At 72.0% G+C, this 20,057-nt stretch carries 17 protein-coding genes; 10 read left to right on the top strand and 7 right to left on the bottom strand.

The window, feature by feature from the left end; genetic code table 11:
• Positions 1–159 precede the first annotated feature (159 nt).
• Complete coding sequence (locus tag AC07DO_RS26190; protein ID WP_479063082.1) at positions 160–1,494, top strand: MFS transporter; 1,335 nt, start codon at positions 160–162, stop codon at positions 1,492–1,494.
• Here the strand turns inward: AC07DO_RS26190 and AC07DO_RS26195 are convergent.
• Positions 1,463–3,622, bottom strand: a complete 2,160-nt coding sequence (locus AC07DO_RS26195; RefSeq protein ID WP_479063084.1) for an MMPL family transporter — start codon at positions 3,620–3,622, stop codon at positions 1,463–1,465. The two genes, AC07DO_RS26190 and AC07DO_RS26195, sit on opposite strands and share 32 nt — an antisense overlap.
• Before the next feature lie 134 nt (positions 3,623–3,756).
• Here AC07DO_RS26195 and rpe point away from each other — a divergent pair, with 134 nt between their 5' ends.
• The 7 genes from rpe to AC07DO_RS26230 all read left to right on the top strand — a co-directional run bounded on the left by rpe (position 3,757) and on the right by AC07DO_RS26230 (position 10,293).
• Positions 3,757–4,443: a ribulose-phosphate 3-epimerase gene (gene rpe, locus AC07DO_RS26200; protein WP_479063086.1), complete on the top strand. Its 687-nt coding sequence runs from the start codon at positions 3,757–3,759 to the stop codon at positions 4,441–4,443.
• Between the two features lie 77 nt (positions 4,444–4,520).
• Positions 4,521–5,573 (top strand): sugar-binding transcriptional regulator, encoded by a 1,053-nt coding sequence (locus AC07DO_RS26205; RefSeq protein WP_055564812.1) that lies wholly within the window; start codon positions 4,521–4,523, stop codon positions 5,571–5,573.
• Between the two features lie 78 nt (positions 5,574–5,651).
• On the top strand, positions 5,652–6,044 hold the full coding sequence (locus AC07DO_RS26210; protein WP_479063088.1) for a guanyl-specific ribonuclease: 393 nt from the start codon (positions 5,652–5,654) through the stop codon (positions 6,042–6,044).
• Positions 6,044–6,439, top strand: coding sequence for a barstar family protein (locus AC07DO_RS26215; protein WP_479063090.1), 396 nt, complete (start codon positions 6,044–6,046; stop codon positions 6,437–6,439). Before AC07DO_RS26210 ends, AC07DO_RS26215 begins: the two co-directional genes overlap by 1 nt.
• A gap of 173 nt (positions 6,440–6,612) precedes the next feature.
• Entirely contained in the window at positions 6,613–8,055 is a 1,443-nt protein-coding gene (locus AC07DO_RS26220) for a GuaB1 family IMP dehydrogenase-related protein (protein WP_479063091.1), read from the top strand.
• Positions 8,056–8,357: 302 nt separating this feature from the next.
• Positions 8,358–9,827: an amino acid permease gene (locus AC07DO_RS26225; protein ID WP_479063092.1), complete on the top strand. Its 1,470-nt coding sequence runs from the start codon at positions 8,358–8,360 to the stop codon at positions 9,825–9,827.
• Positions 9,828–9,837: 10 nt separating this feature from the next.
• The gene (locus tag AC07DO_RS26230; RefSeq protein WP_055564807.1) at positions 9,838–10,293 is read left to right on the top strand and encodes an Lrp/AsnC family transcriptional regulator; all 456 of its coding nucleotides are present in this window, start codon (positions 9,838–9,840) and stop codon (positions 10,291–10,293) included.
• Here the strand turns inward: AC07DO_RS26230 and AC07DO_RS26235 are convergent.
• Positions 10,290–10,943, bottom strand: coding sequence for a Repetin (locus tag AC07DO_RS26235; RefSeq protein ID WP_479063094.1), 654 nt, complete (start codon positions 10,941–10,943; stop codon positions 10,290–10,292). The two genes, AC07DO_RS26230 and AC07DO_RS26235, sit on opposite strands and share 4 nt — an antisense overlap.
• A 333-nt stretch (positions 10,944–11,276) precedes the next feature.
• Here AC07DO_RS26235 and AC07DO_RS26240 point away from each other — a divergent pair, with 333 nt between their 5' ends.
• On the top strand, positions 11,277–12,065 hold the full coding sequence (locus AC07DO_RS26240; RefSeq protein ID WP_479063274.1) for a carbon-nitrogen hydrolase family protein: 789 nt from the start codon (positions 11,277–11,279) through the stop codon (positions 12,063–12,065).
• 56 nt (positions 12,066–12,121) lie between these two features.
• Positions 12,122–13,831: a flavin monoamine oxidase family protein gene (locus AC07DO_RS26245; protein ID WP_479063095.1), complete on the top strand. Its 1,710-nt coding sequence runs from the start codon at positions 12,122–12,124 to the stop codon at positions 13,829–13,831.
• Between the two features lie 90 nt (positions 13,832–13,921).
• Here AC07DO_RS26245 and AC07DO_RS26250 read toward each other — a convergent pair whose 3' ends face one another.
• The 5 genes from AC07DO_RS26250 to AC07DO_RS26270 form a co-directional block, all read right to left on the bottom strand.
• Positions 13,922–14,854: an LLM class F420-dependent oxidoreductase gene (locus tag AC07DO_RS26250; protein ID WP_479063096.1), complete on the bottom strand. Its 933-nt coding sequence runs from the start codon at positions 14,852–14,854 to the stop codon at positions 13,922–13,924.
• Positions 14,855–14,915: 61 nt separating this feature from the next.
• Positions 14,916–15,629, bottom strand: coding sequence for a DUF5995 family protein (locus tag AC07DO_RS26255; protein ID WP_479063097.1), 714 nt, complete (start codon positions 15,627–15,629; stop codon positions 14,916–14,918).
• Between the two features lie 208 nt (positions 15,630–15,837).
• Positions 15,838–17,058, bottom strand: a complete 1,221-nt coding sequence (locus tag AC07DO_RS26260) for a Cmx/CmrA family chloramphenicol efflux MFS transporter (protein WP_479063098.1) — start codon at positions 17,056–17,058, stop codon at positions 15,838–15,840.
• A gap of 201 nt (positions 17,059–17,259) precedes the next feature.
• Positions 17,260–18,648, bottom strand: a complete 1,389-nt coding sequence (locus tag AC07DO_RS26265) for a uracil-xanthine permease family protein (RefSeq protein ID WP_479063099.1) — start codon at positions 18,646–18,648, stop codon at positions 17,260–17,262.
• Positions 18,649–18,790: 142 nt separating this feature from the next.
• On the bottom strand, positions 18,791–20,002 hold the full coding sequence (locus AC07DO_RS26270; protein WP_479063101.1) for an MFS transporter: 1,212 nt from the start codon (positions 20,000–20,002) through the stop codon (positions 18,791–18,793).
• Positions 20,003–20,057 lie beyond the last annotated feature (55 nt).

Below are 20,057 nucleotides of genomic sequence, written 5' to 3' on the forward strand. Positions count from 1 at the left end.
CGTCGAGGAATCCGGGCGTACGTCTCACCCTCCCTCGGACGGCTGACCGCACGGGCGCGGCTGGCGCGTCCGCCGTGTGCGGGTCCTTCGCCGTCCTAGAGTCTCCGTTCGTCACCCGGTTCCACCGCACCGGGACCGCGTGCTTCGGAGGGGCGGGGAGTGAAGCCGGTCAGCGCGGCGCCGCCGGATCCGACGGAGCCACGGCCCGACGTACGGGCCACGTGGCGGGCCCGGCTGCGCGAGGCCGTCGTGCCGCTCGCCCGGCGCGGCTTCCGGCTGCACTGGTGCGGCTACCTGCTGTCGTGGGCGGGATCGGCCGTCGCCCCGCTGGCTCTCGCGTTCGCCGCGCTCTCCACCGGCGGCGGCCCGCAGACCCTGGGGATCGTGCTCGCGGCCGGTGTCCTCCCGCAGATCGTCCTGCTGCCGGTCGGCGGCGTGATCGCCGACCGGTACCGCCGTATCAGGGTGATGGTGTGGTCCAACGTCGTCTGCGCGCTCGCGGAGACGGCGGCCGCGTGTCTGATCTGGTCCGGCGCCGTCCACACGTGGCAGCTCGCGGTCACGTCGGGGGTGTGCGGTGCCGCGGGAGCCTTCTTCGCCCCGGCGGCGGACGGCGCCGTCGTCCAGGTGGTACCGGCCGGGCAGCGGCGCACGGCCAACGCGCTCCTGAAGTTCGGGCAGAACGTGGGGAAGCTGGCCGGCCCGGCGCTGGGCGGTGTGCTCATCGCCGCGGCGGGCCCGGCCCTGGCACTGGTCTGGGACGCGGTCACCTTCGCGGTGTCGGCGGTGCTGTTCGCGCGGATCAAGGTGCCCCGGACGGTGACGCGCCCGGACTCCGCGGCACCCCGGGAGGGGAGGCCGGGCTCGGGTCTGTGCGGCGAGATGGGCCGCGGCTGGCAGGAGGTGTGGCGGCGGCGCTGGCTGGCGGTGATGGTGTGCCAGGCCGCCGTGACCGGTTCCGCCTGGCTGGCCGGCTATCAGGTGCTGGGGCCCCTGTACGGGCAACGGGTCCTCGGCGGGGCCGCACTGTGGGGTGTGGTCGTGTCCGCCTTCACCGGCGGCCTGCTCGCGGGTGCCGCACTGGCACTGGCGTGGCGGCCGTCCGCGGCCGGTGCCGTCGTGTGCGGCGGGACCGTGGCCCTGGCCCTGCCCCTCGCGGCGATGGCCGTCCGCGCCCCGCTGCCCGCGCTCGTGGCCGCCTTCGTCGTGGCGGGCGCGGGCCTGGAGCTCGCCATGGTCGTATGGCTCTCGCTCCTGCAGGAACGCATCCCAGGCGACCGCCTCAGCCGGGTCCTCTCGTACTCGACACTCGGGCAGATACTGCCCGTCCCGGTCGCCTACCTCCTCACCGGACCCGTCACCGAGAGGCTCGGGCTGCACACCACCCTCGCGTGGGCCGCGGCCCTCGTCACGGCCGCGGCGCTGCTCCCGCTGCTCCTGCCGCAGGTACGCCACCTCGCCATCACTCCGGCGACGAGGACGAAGGCGGCCTAGGGCCCGTCCGGCCCCGGTCCTCCGGGCGGCGCGCCAGCGGGTGTGGCCACCAGACCTTCGGGCCGATGTCCAGGAACAGTGCCGTCACCAGGACCGAGCGGACGATGAAGGTGTCGAGCAGTACGCCGAGCGCCACCGCGAAGCCGATCTCGGCGAACGCCACCATCGGGAGCGTGCCGAGCGCGGCGAAGGTGCCCGCGAGGACCAGGCCCGCCGACGTGATCACCGCGCCGGTCGCGGCGAGACCGGTCAGGACGCCCGCGCGCGTGCCCTGGTGGCCCGCCTCCTCACGGATGCGGGTGGACAGGAAGATGTTGTAGTCGATGCCGAGTGCCACCAGGAACACGAAGACGAAGAGCGGGAAGTCCGTCGGCTCGCCCGCGTAGTCGAAGAGGTGGCGGAAGGCCAGCGCGCTGAGGCCGAGGGCCGTCGCGAAGGACAGGACCACCGTCGCGACGAGGAGCAGCGGGGCCACCACCGCGCGCAGCAGCACGGCGAGGGTCAGCAGGACCACGGCCAGGACCAGCGGAATGATCAGTTTGTTGTCGTGGGCCGTGGCGCGGTCCATGTCGAGCAGGGCCGCCGTGCCGCCGCCCGCCTGCGCGCCCGCGTCGGGTACGGCGTGCACGGCGTCGCGCACCCGCTCCACCGTCCGCTTGGCGGCCGCGCTGTCGGACGGGTCGGTCAGTGTCGCCTCGAACAGCACCTTGCCGTCGTGCTCGGCCTTCGTCCCCGGCGGCCGCGTGACACTCGTGGGCACCACGCCACGGGTGTTCCGTACGACGCGGGCGACGGCGTCGTTCTGCGCCTCACCCGCCACGATCACCAGCGGATCGCCCGAGCCCGCGGGGAAGTGCCGTGCGAGCACCTCCTGGCCGGTGATCGAGTCCGGCTTCTCGGTGAAGGCGTCGGCGTTGCTGAGGCCCTCGGCCCGCAGCTGCAGGAGCCCGAGCGAGAGCAGGGCGAGGGCCGCCGCCGTGACGCCCCAGATCAGCCGCGGGCGGCGGTCGATGCGCCGGCCCGTGCGCGCCCACAGGCCGCGCTCGGTCGGCTCGGGCGAGCCGAAGTGCGGGATCAGCGGCCAGAAGAACCACCGGCCGAAGATGACGAGGAGGGCGGGGAAGAGCGAGAGCATCGCAAGGAGCCCCACCGTGACGCCGATCGCGGCGACCGGGCCGAGGCCGCTCGTCGAGTTCATCTCGGCGGCCAGCAGCATCAGCATGCTCAGAACGACCGTCGCGCCCGACGCGAGGACCGCGGGGCCCGCCCGGTGCAGGGCGAGGGCCATCGCCTCGTGACGGTCCTCGTGCCGGCGCAGTTCTTCGCGATAGCGAGCGACCAGGAGCAGCGCGTAGTCGGTGCCCGCGCCGAAGACGAGGACCGTCAGGATGCCCGCGCTCTGGCCGTTGACGGTGAGGTCCGCGTGCTCGGCGAGGAGGTAGATGAGGGCCTGGGCCGTGAACAGGGCGGTGACCACGGCGAGCAGCGGGGCGATCAGCAGCGTCGGACTGCGGTAGGTGAACAGCAGGATGACGATCACGATGCCGGCCGCCGCGAGCAGCAGCGTCGAGTCGATGCCCTCGAAGGCCTCGGCGGAGTCCGCGCCCGTGCCGCCGGGCCCGGTGATGTGCACGGCGAGGCCGTCGCCGCCGTCCCCGACCCGCTCCCGGATGCTGTCGACGGCGGGCCCGATGCGCTCCCAGCCCTCCGCGTCCATGGTGATCGGGACGTACACCTGGGCCGCCTCCGCGCCCGCCTTCTCGTCGTACAGAGGACCGCGGGTCTCGGCGCCGCGGATGCCGTGGGCGCGCAATTCCCTGGCCTGACGGACGTCCTTGGCGATCCGGACGCGGTCCGCCGCGGTGAGGCCGCCTTCGCGGGCGTACACGACGATCGCGGGGATCACCTCGGGCCTGAACTCGGCCGAGATGTCCAGGACTTGGGTGGATTCGGCGGAGCCGGGCAGCCAGGACTCCGCGTCGTTCTCCTGGGCGTCGGTGAGCTTCTGGGCCAGGGGCGCCGCGACGATGATCACCACCAGCCAGAACAGCACCACCAGCCACTTGGTGCGCCGCCCGCACACCAGCCACGCGACGCCGCGCCGCTCCTGCCGCCGTTCCTCCGCCATGGCTTCCCCCCGCTCGCCGTGCGCGGTGCCGCTGGACCGTCCAGCATGGCACTCGGCACGCGGCCGCGGGAGCCACCGTGCCCATGCGGTGGACTGCGGTCAGCAACGAGCGCCGGGCATGGCAGGCTTGGGGCATGGCCGTGCAGATCAACCCCAGCATCCTGTCCGCGGACTTCGCCCGTCTTGCCGAGGAGGCAAAGGCCGTCGAAGGCGCCGACTGGCTCCACGTCGACGTGATGGACAACCACTTCGTCCCGAACCTCACCCTCGGGGTGCCGGTCGTAGAGTCCCTGGCCCGTGCGACGGACACGCCTCTGGACTGCCATCTGATGATCGAGGACCCCGATCGCTGGGCCCCGCAGTACGTCGAGGCGGGCGCCGGATCCGTCACGTTCCACGCGGAGGCGGCCGCCGCGCCGGTCCGGCTCGCGCGCGAGATCCGCGCCAAGGGCGCCCGCGCCTCGATGGCGCTGAAGCCCGCGACCCCCATCGAGCCGTTCGAGGACCTGCTCCCCGAGCTCGACATGCTGCTCATCATGACGGTGGAGCCCGGCTTCGGCGGCCAGGCGTTCCTCGACATCATGCTGCCCAAGATCCGCCGCACCCGTGAGCTGATCGCCAAGCACGGCCTGGAGATGTGGCTGCAGGTCGACGGCGGTGTCTCGGCCGAGACCATCGAGCGCTGTGCCGAGGCCGGAGCCGATGTCTTCGTCGCCGGCTCCGCCGTCTACGGCGCCAAGGATCCCGCGGACGCGGTACGTTCATTGCGCACCCAAGCCGAGGCAAAGACCGCGTCAAGCGGCTGGGCGTGCGACCACTGAGCCACGGGAACGTGAACGCAGTCCGCCAGGGCTGATCAACCAGGCCGGATCTGCAAGGATGAACGGCGAATCCAGTTGTGAACAGCAGTGAGGAGAGCGCCGTGTCGGCCATGTCGGCGGGTCGGTCAGCCATGCGGATGGGACCCGCGGAGCTGGTGCAGGCGGCGGCCATGGCCCGCCGCTTCTACCTCGAGGGCAAGTCCAAGATCCAGATCGCCGAGGAGTTCGGCGTCAGCCGCTTCAAGGTGGCCCGGGTCCTGGAGACCGCCCTGGAGCGTGATCTCGTGCGCATCGAGATCCGGGTGCCCGCCGAGCTGGACGCGGAGCGCTCGGACGCGCTGCGCGCCCGCTACGGCCTGCGGCACGCCGTCGTCGTGGAGTCGCCGGCGCCCGCCGACGAGATCGACGAGTCGCCCGACCCGGAGAACCTCGGGGAGGTGGCGGCGGACCTCCTCGGCGAGCTGGTCACCGAGGGCGACGTGCTCGGCCTGGCCTGGGGCCGCTCCACGATCCACATGGCGGCCGCGCTGGATCAGCTGCCGCCGTGCACGGTTGTGCAGCTGACGGGGGTGTACGACGCAGGGACCGCGGAGCGCGGATCCGTCGAGGCCGTCCGCCGCGCCGCCCAGGTGTCCGGTGGCGAGGCCCACCCCATCTACGCGCCGATGCTGCTGCCCGACCCCGCGACGGCGGCGGCGCTGCGCAATCAGACGGGCATCGCCCGCGCCTTCGAGTACTTCGACAAGGTCACGGTCGCGTGCGTCTCCATCGGCTCCTGGGAGCCGGGCATCTCCACCGTCCACGACATGCTCAGCGACGAGGAGCGGGCGCATTACGCCTCGCTGGGAGTCGCCGCGGAGATGTCTGCCCACTTGTTCGACGCCGAGGGGCGTCGGGTGGGGCGGGACCTCGGGGAGCGGTGCATCACCGTCGAGGCGGATCGGCTTCGTCGGATTCCTGAGGTCGTCGCCATCGCCGGCGGGCAGCGGAAGGCCGCGGCCATCGACGCGGTGCTGAGGTCCGGGCTCGTCACCAGCCTTGTGACGGACACGGCTGCTGCCGACCAGTTGCTCGTCGCCGGGGCCGCGCCCCGGCCCGCGCTGAACCGGGCGGACCCGGACGGTAGCTGAGTCCCCTGCGGGTCGTGGGGGGGGCTGGTCGCGCGGTTCCCCGCGCCCCTGGAGGGGCGCCATGGCAAGGTCTGACGCATGGTGCACCGGTTTGCTCCCCGCGTCGTGGGGGCTCTGCTCGTCTGCTTCGCGGTCTTCGTCGCCGGGTGCTCGTCCGGGGGCGGTGACCGGGACGCCCCCGCCTGGGCCCGCGGCATGGCCACCGTCCGGGCCGACCGGCTGCCCGCCGAGGCGCGGAAGACGCTGCGCCTCATCGACGACGGGGGCCCCTTCCCGTACCCGAAGGACGGCACCGTCTTCGGCAACTTCGAGCGTGAGCTGCCACGGCAGAAGCGTGGCTACTACCACGAGTACACCGTCCGCACGCCCGGCGAGCGGGACCGCGGGGCCCGGCGGATCGTCACCGGCAGCCACGACGAGGTCTACTACACCGACGACCACTACGCGTCCTTCAAGGCGGTGCTGAGGTAATGACCCACGACGTCGGCGGAGATCCGTTCGCGCCCGTGCTCGAGGCCGCGCGCGGCGCGGGCTGGGCCACCACGGAACTCTCCCTCTCGGGAGTGACGGACAAGGCCGCCTTCATGGAGCGCTGCGCCCGCGGGCTCGGGCTGCCCGACTGGTTCGGGCGCAACTGGGACGCGCTCGCCGACTGCCTCACCGACCTCTCGTGGGCGCCCCCCACGCGCGGGAGGCTGCTCGTCGTCTCCGGATGGCAGGAGTACGCGGACGCGGCGCCGGGGGAGTGGCGGATCGCCCAGGAGGTGTTCTCCTCGGCCGTCGAGCACGGGCGGGGCGCGGAGGAGGCCGGCCTCGAGATCGTTCTCGCGCTCGGTCCCGCCGACACGGAGCGTGGCGCCGACTGAACCGACTGTTCCGTCGCGGAGTGGCTCTTGGATGATCGGACCAGGCCTCCACCGTGGTGCCTGGGTGATCGTCCCAGGCGGCACAACCGCGGCGGCATGGGAGAATGAAGTACGTGCTTTTCCCCCGGCTACCTGTCCGGGGGCCACCTCTGATCGACTGGGATGAGCAGCACGTGCGCTTCCTCAATGACATCCAGCCTGCGTACGACCTGACGTACGACGACGTCTTCATGGTCCCGAGGCGCTCCGCCGTCGGATCCCGCCAGGGCGTGGACCTCTCGTCGCCCGACGGCACCGGCACCACGATCCCGCTGGTCGTCGCCAACATGACCGCGATCGCCGGCCGGCGCATGGCCGAGACCGTCGCCCGCCGCGGCGGCCTCGTCGTCATCCCCCAGGACATCCCGATCGAGGTCGTCACCGAGGTCGTCTCCTGGGTCAAGACGCGCCACCAGGTCCTGGACACCCCCATCGTCCTGGCCCCGACGCAGACCGTCGCGGACGCGCTCGCCCTGCTCCCGAAGCGCGCGCACGACGCCGGCGTCGTCGTCGACGCCGACCAGAAGCCCGTCGGTGTCGTCACGGACGCCGACCTCACCGGCGTCGACCGCTTCACGCAGCTCTCCGAGGTCATGTCCAGGGACCTGCTGCTCCTGGACGCCGACATCGACCCGCGCGACGCCTTCAACAAGCTGGACGCCGCCAACCGGCGCTACGCCCCCGCCGTGGACAAGGACGGCCGCCTCGCCGGCATCCTCACCCGTACGGGCGCCCTGCGCGCGACGCTCTACACCCCGGCCGTCGACGCCAACGGCGGCCTGCGCATCGCCGCGGCCGTCGGCATCAACGGCGACGTGGCGGGCAAGGCCAAGCAGCTCCTCGACGCGGGCGTCGACACGCTCGTCGTGGACACCGCGCACGGCCACCAGGAGTCGATGATCGCCGCGGTGAAGGCCGTGCGCGCGCTCGACCCGCGGGTCCCGATCGTGGCCGGCAACATCGTCGCCGCCGAGGGCGTCCGCGACCTCATCGAGGCCGGCGCCGACATCATCAAGGTGGGTGTCGGCCCCGGCGCCATGTGCACCACCCGGATGATGACCGGCGTGGGCCGCCCGCAGTTCTCCGCGGTGCTCGAATGCGCCGCCGAGGCCAAGAAGTTCGGCAAGCACGTCTGGGCCGACGGCGGTGTCCGGCACCCGCGCGACGTCGCCATGGCGCTCGCCGCGGGCGCCTCGAACGTCATGGTCGGCTCCTGGTTCGCGGGCACCTACGAGTCCCCGGGCGACCTCCAGCACGACGCCCAGGGCCGTGCCTACAAGGAGTCGTTCGGCATGGCCTCCGCCCGTGCCGTGCGCAACCGCACCTCCGAGGAGTCCGCGTACGACCGCGCCCGCAAGGCGCTCTTCGAGGAGGGCATCTCGACCTCCCGCATGTTCCTCGACCCGGCGCGCCCCGGCGTCGAGGACCTGATCGACTCGATCATCGCGGGCGTCCGCTCGTCCTGCACGTACGCGGGTGCGGCGTCTCTCGAGGAGTTCGCCGAGAAGGCCACGGTCGGCGTCCAGAGCGCCGCAGGCTACGCGGAGGGCAAGCCCCTGCACGCCAGCTGGAGCTAACCTCTCCGACCTGCACGAAGGCCCCCGCGGTGCGTCCGCGGGGGCCTTCGTCGTTCCCGTGGCGAGCACCGGAACGCAACGGACGAAACGGACCGCGCAACGAAGAGACGCATATGACGGAAGTGCGCAATGATCATTCGGCGGTACGCAAGGTTGCTGCATTACGGTCGGGAAGGCCGGGACTCTAGAGTCAGGCGCTGAACGTGGTGTGGCGGGGACTGCCTGCTCGGTGGTTCCCGTCGCCAAGCGCGGGTGCCGTGGGTCCTCGCCGCTCTGACCGGCAGCGATGAAGGAGCCAGCGCGTGCTCGACCAAGGCGCACCCCCGCAGAACAGCCCACGCCCCCCGGGCGGCCCTGGCCTCGGCAGCCGTCTCATGCGCCGCAAGCCGGTGGAACGCCTGATCGAGGAGGGTGGGCAGGGCGAGGGAGGATCGCTGCGCCGCTCCCTCGGCATGTGGCAGCTGACCATGATCAGCATCGGTGCCACGCTCGGCACCGGCATCTTCGTCGTCCTCGGCGAGAGCGTCCCCAAGGCCGGCCCGGCCGTCACCATCTCCTTCGTGATCGCCGGACTCACCGCGCTCTTCTCCGCGCTGTCGTACGCGGAGCTGGCCGGCTCCATCCCGGTGGCCGGCTCCTCGTACTCGTACGCGTACGCAACGATGGGCGAACTCGTCGCCTGGGTCTGCGGCTGGTGCCTGGTCCTGGAGTACGGCGTCTCGGTCGCCGCGGTCGCGGTCGGCTGGGGCGAGTACCTCAACGAGCTGCTCGACGGGACGATCGGCGTCACCATCCCCGACGCGCTCTCCGCGGCGCCCGGCGAGGTCGACGGCGCGATCATCAACCTGCCCGGCCTGATCGTCGTACTGCTCGCCATGGTGTTCCTCCTCGGCGGCGCCAAGGAGTCGGCGACGGCCAACACGATCATGGTCATCGTGAAGATCGCCGCGCTCGTGCTCTTCTGCACCATCGGCTTCATGGGCTTCAAGTCCGGCAACTACTCGGACTTCATGCCGCTCGGCACGGCCGGCGTCAGCGCCGCCGCCGCGAGCCTCTTCTTCTCCTACATCGGCTTCGACGCCGCCTCGACCGCCGGTGAGGAGGCGAAGAACCCGCAGCGCGACCTGCCCCGCGCGATCATGCTGTCGCTGGTCATCGTCACCGCCCTCTACGTCCTGGTCGCCGCCGTCGCCGTCGGCGCCTGGAACTGGAAGGACTTCGAGGGCTCCGAGGCCACGCTCGCCGCGATCATGAACGACGTCAGCGGCCAGAGCTTCTGGGGCACGCTGCTCGCCGCGGGCGCGGTCATCTCCATCGCCTCCGTCGTCCTCACCGTCCTCTACGGCCAGACCCGCGTCCTGTTCGCCATGTCCCGCGACGGCCTGGTCCCCAAGGCGTTCGGCAAGGTCAGCAAGAAGACGGGCACGCCCCGCGTGAACACGGTCATCGTGTCGCTGTTCTGCGGAGCCCTCGCCTCCGTCATCCCGCTCGGCAAGCTCGTCGACGCCACCAGCATCGGCACCCTGTTCGCCTTCGGTCTGGTCAACATCGCCGTCATTGTGCTGCGCAGGACCCGCCCGGACATGCCGCGCACCTTCCGGGTGCCGCTCGGCTGGCTCTTCCCGGTGCTCGGCTTCGGCTTCTGCGCGTACAACATGTTCAGCCTCGACACCGTGACCTGGGTCGTGTTCGGTGTCTGGATGGCCGTCGGCCTCGTGTTCTACTTCCTGTACGGCATGAGCCGCTCCCGATTGGCCACAGCAGAGAAGTGATCCACCCCCCGTGCGACTGAACGATCTCGACGAACGCATCGTGCACGCCCTCGCCGAGGACGCCCGCCGCTCCTACGCCGACATCGGCCAGCTGGTCGGACTCTCCGCGCCCGCCGTGAAGCGGCGCGTGGACCGGCTGCGGGCCACCGGAGCCATCACCGGCTTCACGGTCCGCGTGGACCCGGCGGCCCTCGGCTGGGAGACCGAGGGGTTCATCGAGATCTACTGTCGCCGCAACACCTCACCGGAAGCGATCCAGCGAGGCCTGGAGCGCTACCCGGAGATCGCGTCCGCGTCCACCGTCACCGGTGACGCGGACGCGATCGTCCAGGTCTTCGCCGCGGACATGCGGCACTTCGAACGGGTCCTCGAGCGCATCGCGGGAGAGCCGTTCGTGGAGCGCACGAAGTCCGTGCTCGTGCTCTCGCCCCTGATGCGCCGCTTCTCCTCGGGCTCGCCCGCCTAGCCCTGGGTCCGGGGCACCCCGGCTTCCCGCGGCTCCGGGTACGGGACCTTCCACGGGACGACGTCGAAGTCGCCCGTGCCCTTCCTGACCTTCTCGTACGGTGCCGAGCTCGCGCACTTGGCCAGGGTGTCGGGCTGACCCTGCGTGGCTCCGTAGGCCGCCCAGCTGTATCCGACGCGGTCCTGTCGGCCCCGGTCGTCGACGGTGAAGCCGACCCGTTTGCCCTTGATCTCCTTGAGGTTGGTGTCGGTGACGACGCCGGTGGCCGTGGCGACCTTGCCGCCCGTCATCAGGCAGTCGATACGGCCCTTCGCCCAGCCTCCCTCGCCGCCCGGCGCGTCGAGGTGGACGAAGCGGAAGGTGCCGGTCGCCTTCGAGGGGTCCTTGATGTCCTCGGCCGCCAGGTGCGCGTCGAACGTGAACGTCACGTCCTCGGGCGTCTTGCGGTACATCTGCGCCGAGCCGGTGAGGGCGGCGGCCTCGCGCTTCCCGGCCTGCTCCCCGGCGTGTGCCCGCTTCCCGGCGTGCGACGCCGCGGGGCGTGTCCCTCCGTCGGCCGACGCGACGGCCGCGCCCGCGGCCCCCACGGTCAGCAGCAACGCGGCCGCCACGGCGATGGCGCGGGGGTGCGGGGTGGCTGTGCGGCTCATGGAAAGCCTCCGTTCTCGAGTCCGTGCACCCGGTCCGTCCGGGCGTGATCACGTTCTCGCGGAAGGGGGGCCCGGCACGTCCGGCCACGGGCCGCACTCCTGTTCCGCCGCACGGCGGGGAACCTCATCCGCACCCTGCGCCTCCAGGAGGACACCCCTGATACCCGGGGCCCATGCGTCCGCGCAACGAATCGCCGCGCACGCCCCGTCACGCGCAACGGATCACGCAGCTGCCCGCAACGGTCGCGCCTTGTCCGGGCACAGCCGCCGACCGTACCGTCATACCGACCCCGCCTTCCCCTTCGTACGCCCCGAGGATCCGCCATGCCTGCGCTGCGCACCGCCCTGCTCCAGAGCTCCGGGCAGCCCGGATCCGTCGACGCGAACCTCGCGGCCCTCGACGAGGCCGCCGGACGCGCCGCCGCGGCGGACGCCGGGCTGCTCGTGGCGCCCGAGCTGTACCTCACGGGGTACGCGATCGGCGACGACATCGCCCGGCTCGCCGAGCCCGTCGACGGGGAGTCCGCGAAGAGCGTCGCCGAGATCGCGGCACGCCACCGGGTCGGCATCGCCTACGGCTACCCGGAGCGCGAGGGCGACCTCGTCTTCAACTCCGTCCAGCTGATCGGCCCGGACGGGTCCCGCCTCGCGAACTACCGCAAGACCCACCTCTTCGGCGGCTTCGAGCGCGACTCCTTCACCCCCGGCGAGCAGCCCGTCGTACAGGCCGAGCTGGGCGGCGTCCGGGTCGGCCTGATGATCTGCTACGACGTGGAGTTCCCGGAGAACGTCCGCGCCCACGCCCTCGTCGGCACCGACCTGCTCGTCGTGCCGACCGCGCAGATGCACCCCTTCCAGTTCGTCGCCGAGTCCCTCGTGCCGGTGCGCGCCTTCGAGAACCAGCTGTACGTCGCGTACGTCAACCGGGTCGGCCCCGAGGGGGAGTTCGAGTTCGTCGGGCTCTCCACCCTGGTCGGTCCCGACGGAGTGGCGCGCGCCCGTGCGGGCCGCGGCGAGGAACTCGTCCTCGGCGACGTCGACCCGGAGTTCCTGAGCTCCTCCCGCGAGAACAACCCGTACCTGCGCGACCGCCGCCCCGGCCTGTACGCGTCCCTCGTCTGAGCCCCCGTAGCCCCCCAGCCTTCTGCTCCAGTTCCCCCGCAAGGAGTCCGTACCCCATGACGTCCACTGTGCCCACGGCCATCCAGCACACCGACGCGCAGCCGCCGATCACCATGTTCGGTCCGGACTTCCCGTACGCCTACGACGACTTCCTCGCCCACCCCGCGGGCCTGGGCCAGATACCCGCGACCGAGCACGGCACCGAGGTCGCCGTCATCGGCGGCGGTCTCTCCGGCATCATCGCCGCGTACGAGCTGATGAAGATGGGCCTCAAGCCCGTCGTCTACGAGGCCGACCAGATCGGCGGCCGGCTGCGCACCGTCGGCTTCGAGGGCTGCGACGCCGACCTGACCGCCGAGATGGGCGCGATGCGCTTCCCGCCGTCGTCGACGGCGCTGCAGCACTACATCGACCTGGTGGGCCTGAAGACCAGCCCCTTCCCCAACCCGCTCGCCGAGTCGACCCCCTCCACGGTCGTGGACCTCAAGGGCGAGTCGCACTACGCCGAGACCGTCGAGGACCTGCCGCAGGTCTACCGCGACGTCGCGAAGGCGTGGAACGACTGCCTCGAAGAGGGCGCGGACTTCTCCGACATGAACCGCGCCCTGCGCGAGCGCGACGTACCGAAGATCCGTGAGATCTGGTCGAAGCTCGTCGAGAAGCTCGACAACCAGACGTTCTACGGCTTCCTCTGCGACTCCGAGGCGTTCAAGTCCTTCCGGCACCGCGAGATCTTCGGCCAGGTCGGCTTCGGCACGGGAGGCTGGGACACCGACTTCCCCAACTCCATCCTGGAGATCCTGCGCGTCGTCTACACCGAGGCGGACGACCACCACCGCGGCATCGTCGGCGGCAGCCAGCAGCTTCCGCTGCGCCTGTGGGACCGCGAGCCGCAGAAGATCGTGCACTGGCAGCCGGGTACCTCCCTCTCCTCGCTGCACGAGGGCGGCACGCCGAAGCCCGCCGTGACCCGCCTCAACCGCACCGCCGGGAACCGCGTGACGGTCACCGACGCCTCCGGCGACATCCGCACCTACCAGGCCGCGATCTTCACCGCCCAGTCGTGGCTGCTGCTCTCGAAGATCGAGTGCGACGACTCGCTCTTCCCCATCGACCACTGGACGGCGATGGAGCGGACCCACTACATGGAGAGCTCGAAGCTCTTCGTGCCGGTGGACCGGCCGTTCTGGCTGGACAAGGCCGTCGACGACAAGGGGAACCCGACCGGCCGTGACGTCATGTCGATGACGCTCACCGACCGGATGACGCGCGGCACGTACCTGCTCGACGACGGGCCCGACAAGCCCGCCGTCATCTGCCTCTCCTACACCTGGTGCGACGACAGCCTGAAGTGGCTGCCGCTGTCGGCGAACGAGCGCATGGAGGTCATGCTCAAGTCGCTCGGCGAGATCTACCCGAAGGTCGACATCCGGAAGCACATCATCGGCAACCCGGTGACGGTGTCCTGGGAGAACGAGCCCTACTTCATGGGCGCGTTCAAGGCGAACCTGCCGGGCCACTACCGCTACCAGCGGCGCCTGTTCACCCACTTCATGCAGGAGGACCTGCCCGAGGACAAGCGCGGCATCTTCCTCGCGGGCGACGACATCTCCTGGACCGCGGGATGGGCCGAGGGTGCGGTGCAGACCGCGCTCAACGCCGTGTGGGGCGTGATGCACCACTTCGGCGGGGCGACGGACGCGACGAACCCCGGTCCGGGGGATGTGTACGACGAGATCGCTCCCGTCGAGCTGCCGGAAGACTGATCGCGCCGTTTCACCCCGGGCGTGCGGGAATCCGACGGCCCGTCGTGGCCGGTCGCGCAGTTCCCCGCGCCTCTGGGCCGGCCCCAGCGCCTATACCCCCGCCGCCCGTGCCGTCTCGTACACCTCCGCCGCCACGTCCCTCAGCTCCTCCGCGTCCCTCGTGCTGCCCGCGAGTTCGACGAGGATCTCGTCCACCACGCCCGTGGCGGTGTGTGCTTCGAGGTCCTCGACGATCTGGGTGACGTCGCCCTGGAAGGGGGCGCGCCGGTCGCCCTCGTACGCCTTGGGCGTGTAGCGCGTGTTGGCCCGCAGGACGGTCAGGACCGGCCGGGTGCGCCCCCGCTCGGCGGCCAGCTCCTTCAGGGACCGGGCCTGCTCGGCGAGTGCTTCGGGGCCCGCGGCCACCGGCATCCAGCCGTCCGCGCGGTCCACGAGCCTGCGCAGGGCGCGGGGGCTGCCGGCGGGCAGCAGGACCGGGATCGGCCGGGTGGGCTTGGGCCGCACGACGGACGGCGCGATGGTGGTCAGCTCCCCTTCGTACGCCACCGGGTCGGGACCCCACACCGCACGGCAGACGTCGAGCAGCTCGTCCAGGACCTTGCCGCGCCGTTCGTAGGGGGCGACGGAGGCGGCCGCGTACTCGTCGCGGGACCAGCCCGTGCCGAAGCCCGCGACGACCCGGCCGCCGCTCGCCGCGTCCAACGAGGCCAGCGAGCGGGCGAGTTGGAAGGGGATGTGGAGCGGGGCGACCAGCACGCTGGTGCCCAGGCGCGCCCGCTCCGTGGCCGCCGCGGCGAGCGTCAGGGTGACCAGCGGATCGGCGACCGAGCGGTACGCGTCGGGCCAGGGGCGGCCCGGGATCCCGTACAGGCCCTCCGTGGCGGGCTCGGGATAGAGGACGCGCTCGTACACCCACAGGCTTTCGTAGCCCATGTCCTCGGCGGCCCGGGCCACCGCGGGGACGTCGCGTCCGATGGCGTACTGACTGCCCTGCGGAAGGCTCAGTCCCAGTGGCGTCGCCATACCGGTGCTCCTTTGCGTCGGGTACGTCGAGAACGGTCGTTTCAACGTACAACGATCGCCGTCACTCCGGCAGCGGCGTGAGCAGGATCCGGCCCACCAGACCCACCGCCCCGTCGAGGCGATCCCCGAACTCCGCCGCCACGTACGGGAGTTCCCGCAGCGCCCACAGGGCCCGCCCCGACGCCCAGGCGCCGTCCCTGGCCCGCTCCAGGCTCCAGGAACCTGCCAGATGCGTCAGCGGATCGCCGACCTGGAGGAGGTCGGGGCCGGGCATCAGCTCTTCGCGGATGCGCTCCTCCAGGGAGACGAGGGAGTCGCCCACGCGGTCGAACTCGTCCTCCAGATCGGCCGGTTCGCACCCGAGCGCACGGCAGCTCTCGACGACGGCGAGGGCGAGGTCGTGCCCGATGTGCGCGTTGATGCCCGCGAGCGCGAACTGCAGTGGGTGGATGCCGGGGTGGCGCCGGTACTGGAACAGCGGGCGCCAGCAGGCGGGCGGGCGGCGCCCCTCGGCCGCCGCGTCGACGGCCGCGAGGTACCGCCGCGCGAAGCGGACGGCCAGGGTGGCCGCCGCGTCCGTGTCGGGGAAGACGCCCCGGCCGAGGCGCCGGGCGACCTCCTCGGTCACCGTGAGGTAGACGCGGTTGAAGACGGCGACGCCGTCACGCGGTGGCCAGTCGGCGCCGAGCGCCCGCATCCGCGCCAGCACGCCGTCGACGTCGTCGGTCCCACGGGCCGGGGCCCCGAACTCTGCGAAACGCTCCACCTGCGCCATGGGGGCAGGTTCCCAGCCCCGGCCCGCGCCGGACGCCAGCGCACCGGGCACTTCCCCGAAACGAGGGAACGGACGGCGTGCGGGGCGGGCAGGAAGTGGACGCGCGCCCGGCACGCTCACTCCCGCGTACGCCTGGTCCAACCGACGACAACGCCCCAGAGGGGCATGCCAGACCCCGTGTCCACGCCTCTGAACCGCCGGACAGGCCCTACGAGCGGGCGCGGGACTCGGTCGACTCCGCAGCCGGTGCCGGGGCCTCGGCCGACGGCGGGACCCGCACGGGACGGCCTCCGCCGAGCCCGAGCGCCGTCCCCGCGATGACCAGCGCCGCCGCCACCAGCGCCGCGCTGAGCCAGAGCGGTGAGCGGTAGCCCAGCCCCGCGGAGATCGTGAGGCCGCCCAGCCACGGGCCGAGGGCGCCGCCCACGTTGAACGCGGCCGTCGCGAACCCGCCCGCCAGGTGGGGCGCCTCGGTCGCCGCGTACAGCGCCCGTGCGATCAGCGTGGAACCGACGCCGAACGACAGCGCCCCCTGGACGAGGACCAGCACGACCACCGCCACCGGATGAGCCGCCGACACGGCGAACAGGACCCACCCGGCGAGCAGCGCGAGCGAGCCGAACACCAGGACAGGCAGCGGCCGTACGTCGGCGAGGCGCCCGGCCACGCCGACGCCCACGAAGGAGCCGACGCCGAACAGCGCGAGCATCGCGGGGACCCAGCCGGAGCCGAGACCGGTGACGTGGGTGACGACGGGGGAGAGGTAGGTGAACGTGCAGAACGTCGCGCCGTTGACCAGCGCGCCGAGCAGCAGCGTCACCAGGAGCCGCGGACCGCGCAGCGCGCGCAGTTCCCCGAGCGCACTCGCTCCGTCGCTCTCGGGCGCCCCCGCCGGCACGGCCCGCGCGATGGCGAGCACGGCAGGGAGCGAGAGGAGAGCCACCGCCCAGAACGCCGAGCGCCAGCCCCACGCCTCGCCGAGCAGCGCGCCCGCGGGCACGCCCGCGACACAGGCGACGGTCACGCCGCCCAGCAGCGCGGACGTGGCGCGCCCCTTGGCGCCGGGCTCGACCATGCCCGTGGCGGTGACCAGCGCGACGGCGAGGAAGCCCGCGTTGGCGAGGGCGCCGACGACGCGGGTCACGAGGAGCACGGCGAAGCTCGTGGTGAGCGCGCCGACGACATGGACGAGCAGGAAGGTGACGAGGAAGACCAGGAGCGCGCTCCGGCGGGAGAAGCGGCGGCTCAGGACGGCCATGAGGGGCGCACCGACGATCATGCCCACGGCGAAAGCCGAGGTCAGATGGCCCGCGGCCGGAACGGTGACGGACAGGTCGCGCGCGATGTCGGGGATCAGCCCCGACAGCATGAACTCGGAGGTTCCTTGCGCGAAAACGGCAAGCCCGAGGAGGTACAGGGCAAAGGGCACAGCAGGACTCCGCAACCACGATGTGGATCGAAAGGATCAGGGCACGGGGCGGTGATCCGGTGGCGGCGGCGGCCCGGGGGGCCGGCACGTCAGCGCTGCGGCGCGAGAAGCCACCGGACGACCGGTGGCGTGAGTCTGTCGGACTCGGGAGTGGACATGGTGCGCACCCTAATCAGGCGTGACGCACCACGTCCAACGGTTTCAGCCGCGCTCGCGGTCCTCTTCGTCGTACGTCGACGTGCCCGAATCCAGGAGCGGTTCCTGGGACTTGAGGTGGGCGGGGGCGAAGGCGCGCAGCACGTGGTAGCCCGTGATGACGACGATCGTGCCGAGCGCGATTCCGCTCAGCTGGAAGTTGTCGGTGAACTCCAGGGAGACGCCGCCGACGCCGATGATGATGCCCGCCGCGGCCGGCACGAGGTTCAGCGGATTGCGCAGGTCGACCTTGGCGTTGATCCAGATCTGGGCACCGAGCAGGCCGATCATGCCGTACAGGATGACGGTGATGCCGCCGAGCACGCCGCCGGGGATCGCGGCCACGACCGCGCCGAACTTGGGGCAGAGCCCGAAGAGCAGGGCGAAGCAGGCCGCCGCCCAGTACGCGGCCGTGGAGTAGACGCGCGTCGCGGCCATCACGCCGATGTTCTCGGAGTACGTGGTGTTGGGCGGGCCGCCGACCGCGGTGGAGAGCACGGACGCGGCGCCGTCGGCGGAGATCGCCGTGCCGAGCCTGTCGTCGAGGTTGTCGCCGGTCATCTCGCCGACGGCCTTCACATGGCCCGCGTTCTCGGCGATCAGCGCGATGACGACGGGCAGCGCGACGAGGACCGCCGACCACTCGAAGCTCGGCGCGTGGAAGGACGGCAGGCCGATCCAGTCGGCGTCGCCCACGGCGGACAGGTCGAGGCGCCAGTGGTCGACGACCTTGCCCGAGGCGTCCGCCGAGTGGATCTTGCCGAAGACCTGGTCGAAGACCCACGAGATGCCGTACCCGAAGATCAGGCCCAGGAAGATCGCGACGCGCGACCAGAAGCCGCGCAGACACACCACGGCGAGGCCGGTGAACAGCATCACCAGAAGCGCCGTCCACTGGTCCTGCGGCCAGTACGTCGACGCCGTGACCGGCGCCAGATTGAAGCCGATCAGCATGACGACCGCGCCGGTCACGATCGGCGGCATCGCGGCGTGGATGATCCGCGCCCCGAACTTCTGCACGGCGAGGCCCACCACGAACAGCGCGGCGCCGACCACGAGGACCGCGCCGGTCACCGTCGCGCTGGAGCCGCCCTGCGCGCGGATGACCGCCGCGACGCCCACGAAGGAGAGCGAACAGCCCAGATAGCTGGGCACCCGCCCGCGCGTGGCGAGCAGGAAGATGACGGTCGCGACGCCCGACATCATGATCGCGAGGTTCGGGTCGAGCCCCATGAGCACGGGGGCCACGAAGGACGCACCGAACATCGCGACCACGTGCTGGGCGCCGAGCCCGAAGGTGCGCGGCCAGGAGAGCCGCTCGTCGGGACGGACGACGGCTCCGGGCGCGGGGGTGCGCCCGTCGCCGTGCAGCTTCCAGCGCACGCCGAGATCCATGGTGAGTTAGTCGCTTTCTGTGCGCCGAACCGGGGCCAGCCGGGTGGCCGGAAATGATCGACGCCATGTTAGTGCGACGTAAGTGCGGCTTCTCGCGCGCGAGGGCCGTTGCCGCCCGGATCGGGACGTACGCCTCGGCGGGTCAGGACCTCGGTCCGTGGGCCGCCTTGTCCGCGGGTGCTGCCTGCGCTGCCGTGCGGCCGCCCGTGCGCAGGACGCCCGCGAAGACCGTGAGGCCGCAGGCCAGCAGCGTCACCAGGCCGAAGGAGGCCACGAGGCTCGTGGCCTGGGCGAGGGCGCCGATCGCTGAGGGGGCGATCAGGCTCGAGGTGTACGTGATGGTGGCGACGCCCGCGATGGCCTGGCTGGGGTTGGGGCCGCTGTGCCCGGCCGCGGCGAAGGCGAGCGGGACGACGACCGCGATGCCGAGGCCCATCAGGGCGAACCCGCCCATGGCCATCACGGGATGCGTGGCGAGGACGACGAGGAGGCCGCCGAGCGCCGCGAGGACGCCGCCGGCCCGCACCGTGCGCACCGCCCCGAACCGGTCGACCACCGAGTCGCCCACGAGCCGCGCGACGGCCATGGTGAGCGTGAAGCCGGTGGTGGAGGCCGCGGCGACACCGGCTGACGAGTCCAGGACGTCCCGCAGGTAGACCGCCGACCAGTCCAGGCTCGCGCCCTCCGCGAAGACCGCGCAGAAGCCGACGGCACCGATGAGCAGCGACGACTTGGGCGGCAGCGAGAACCGCGGCGGCGCCTCCTCCTCGGGCTCCGGTTGCAGGTCGAGGACGCCCTGGCAGGCGAGGAGGCCGAGCGCGGTGAGTGTGGCGGCGGCGAGTACGTGGTGCAGGCGGGCGTCCGAGCCGAGGTGGGCCGCGACCGTGCCGGCGGCGGAACCGATCAGGGCGCCGACGCTCCACATGCCGTGCAGGCCCGACATGATCGACTTCCGCATGCGGGCCTCGGTCTCGACGCCGAGCGCGTTCATCGCCACGTCGGACATGCCGGAGGTCGCGCCGTACACGAAGAGCGCCAGACAGAGCGTGGGCAGGTTCGGCGCGAGGGACGGCAGGGTCAGGGCGAGCGTCCACATGACGAGGAGGCCGCGCAGGGCGTTGCGGGCCCCGAAGCGGTGGCTGATGCGGCTCGCGAGCGGCATCGCGACGGACGCGCCGATCGCGGGGAAGGCCAGGGCGAGGCCGAGCATGCCCGCGCTGACGTCGGCGTGGTCCTGGATCCAGGGCACCCGGGTCGCGAAGGATCCCGCGACCGCGCCGTGCACGCAGAAGACGGCCGCGACGGCGATCCGCGCCCGCTTCAACCGCTGTTCGTCGTAGACCACTTCACTCATCCGTTCCGCCCCTCCCGAGCGCTGTCCCGATCCGGCGACGTAAACTATCAGGAAC

It is taken from the genome of Streptomyces sp. NPDC045678, from assembly GCF_056432085.1.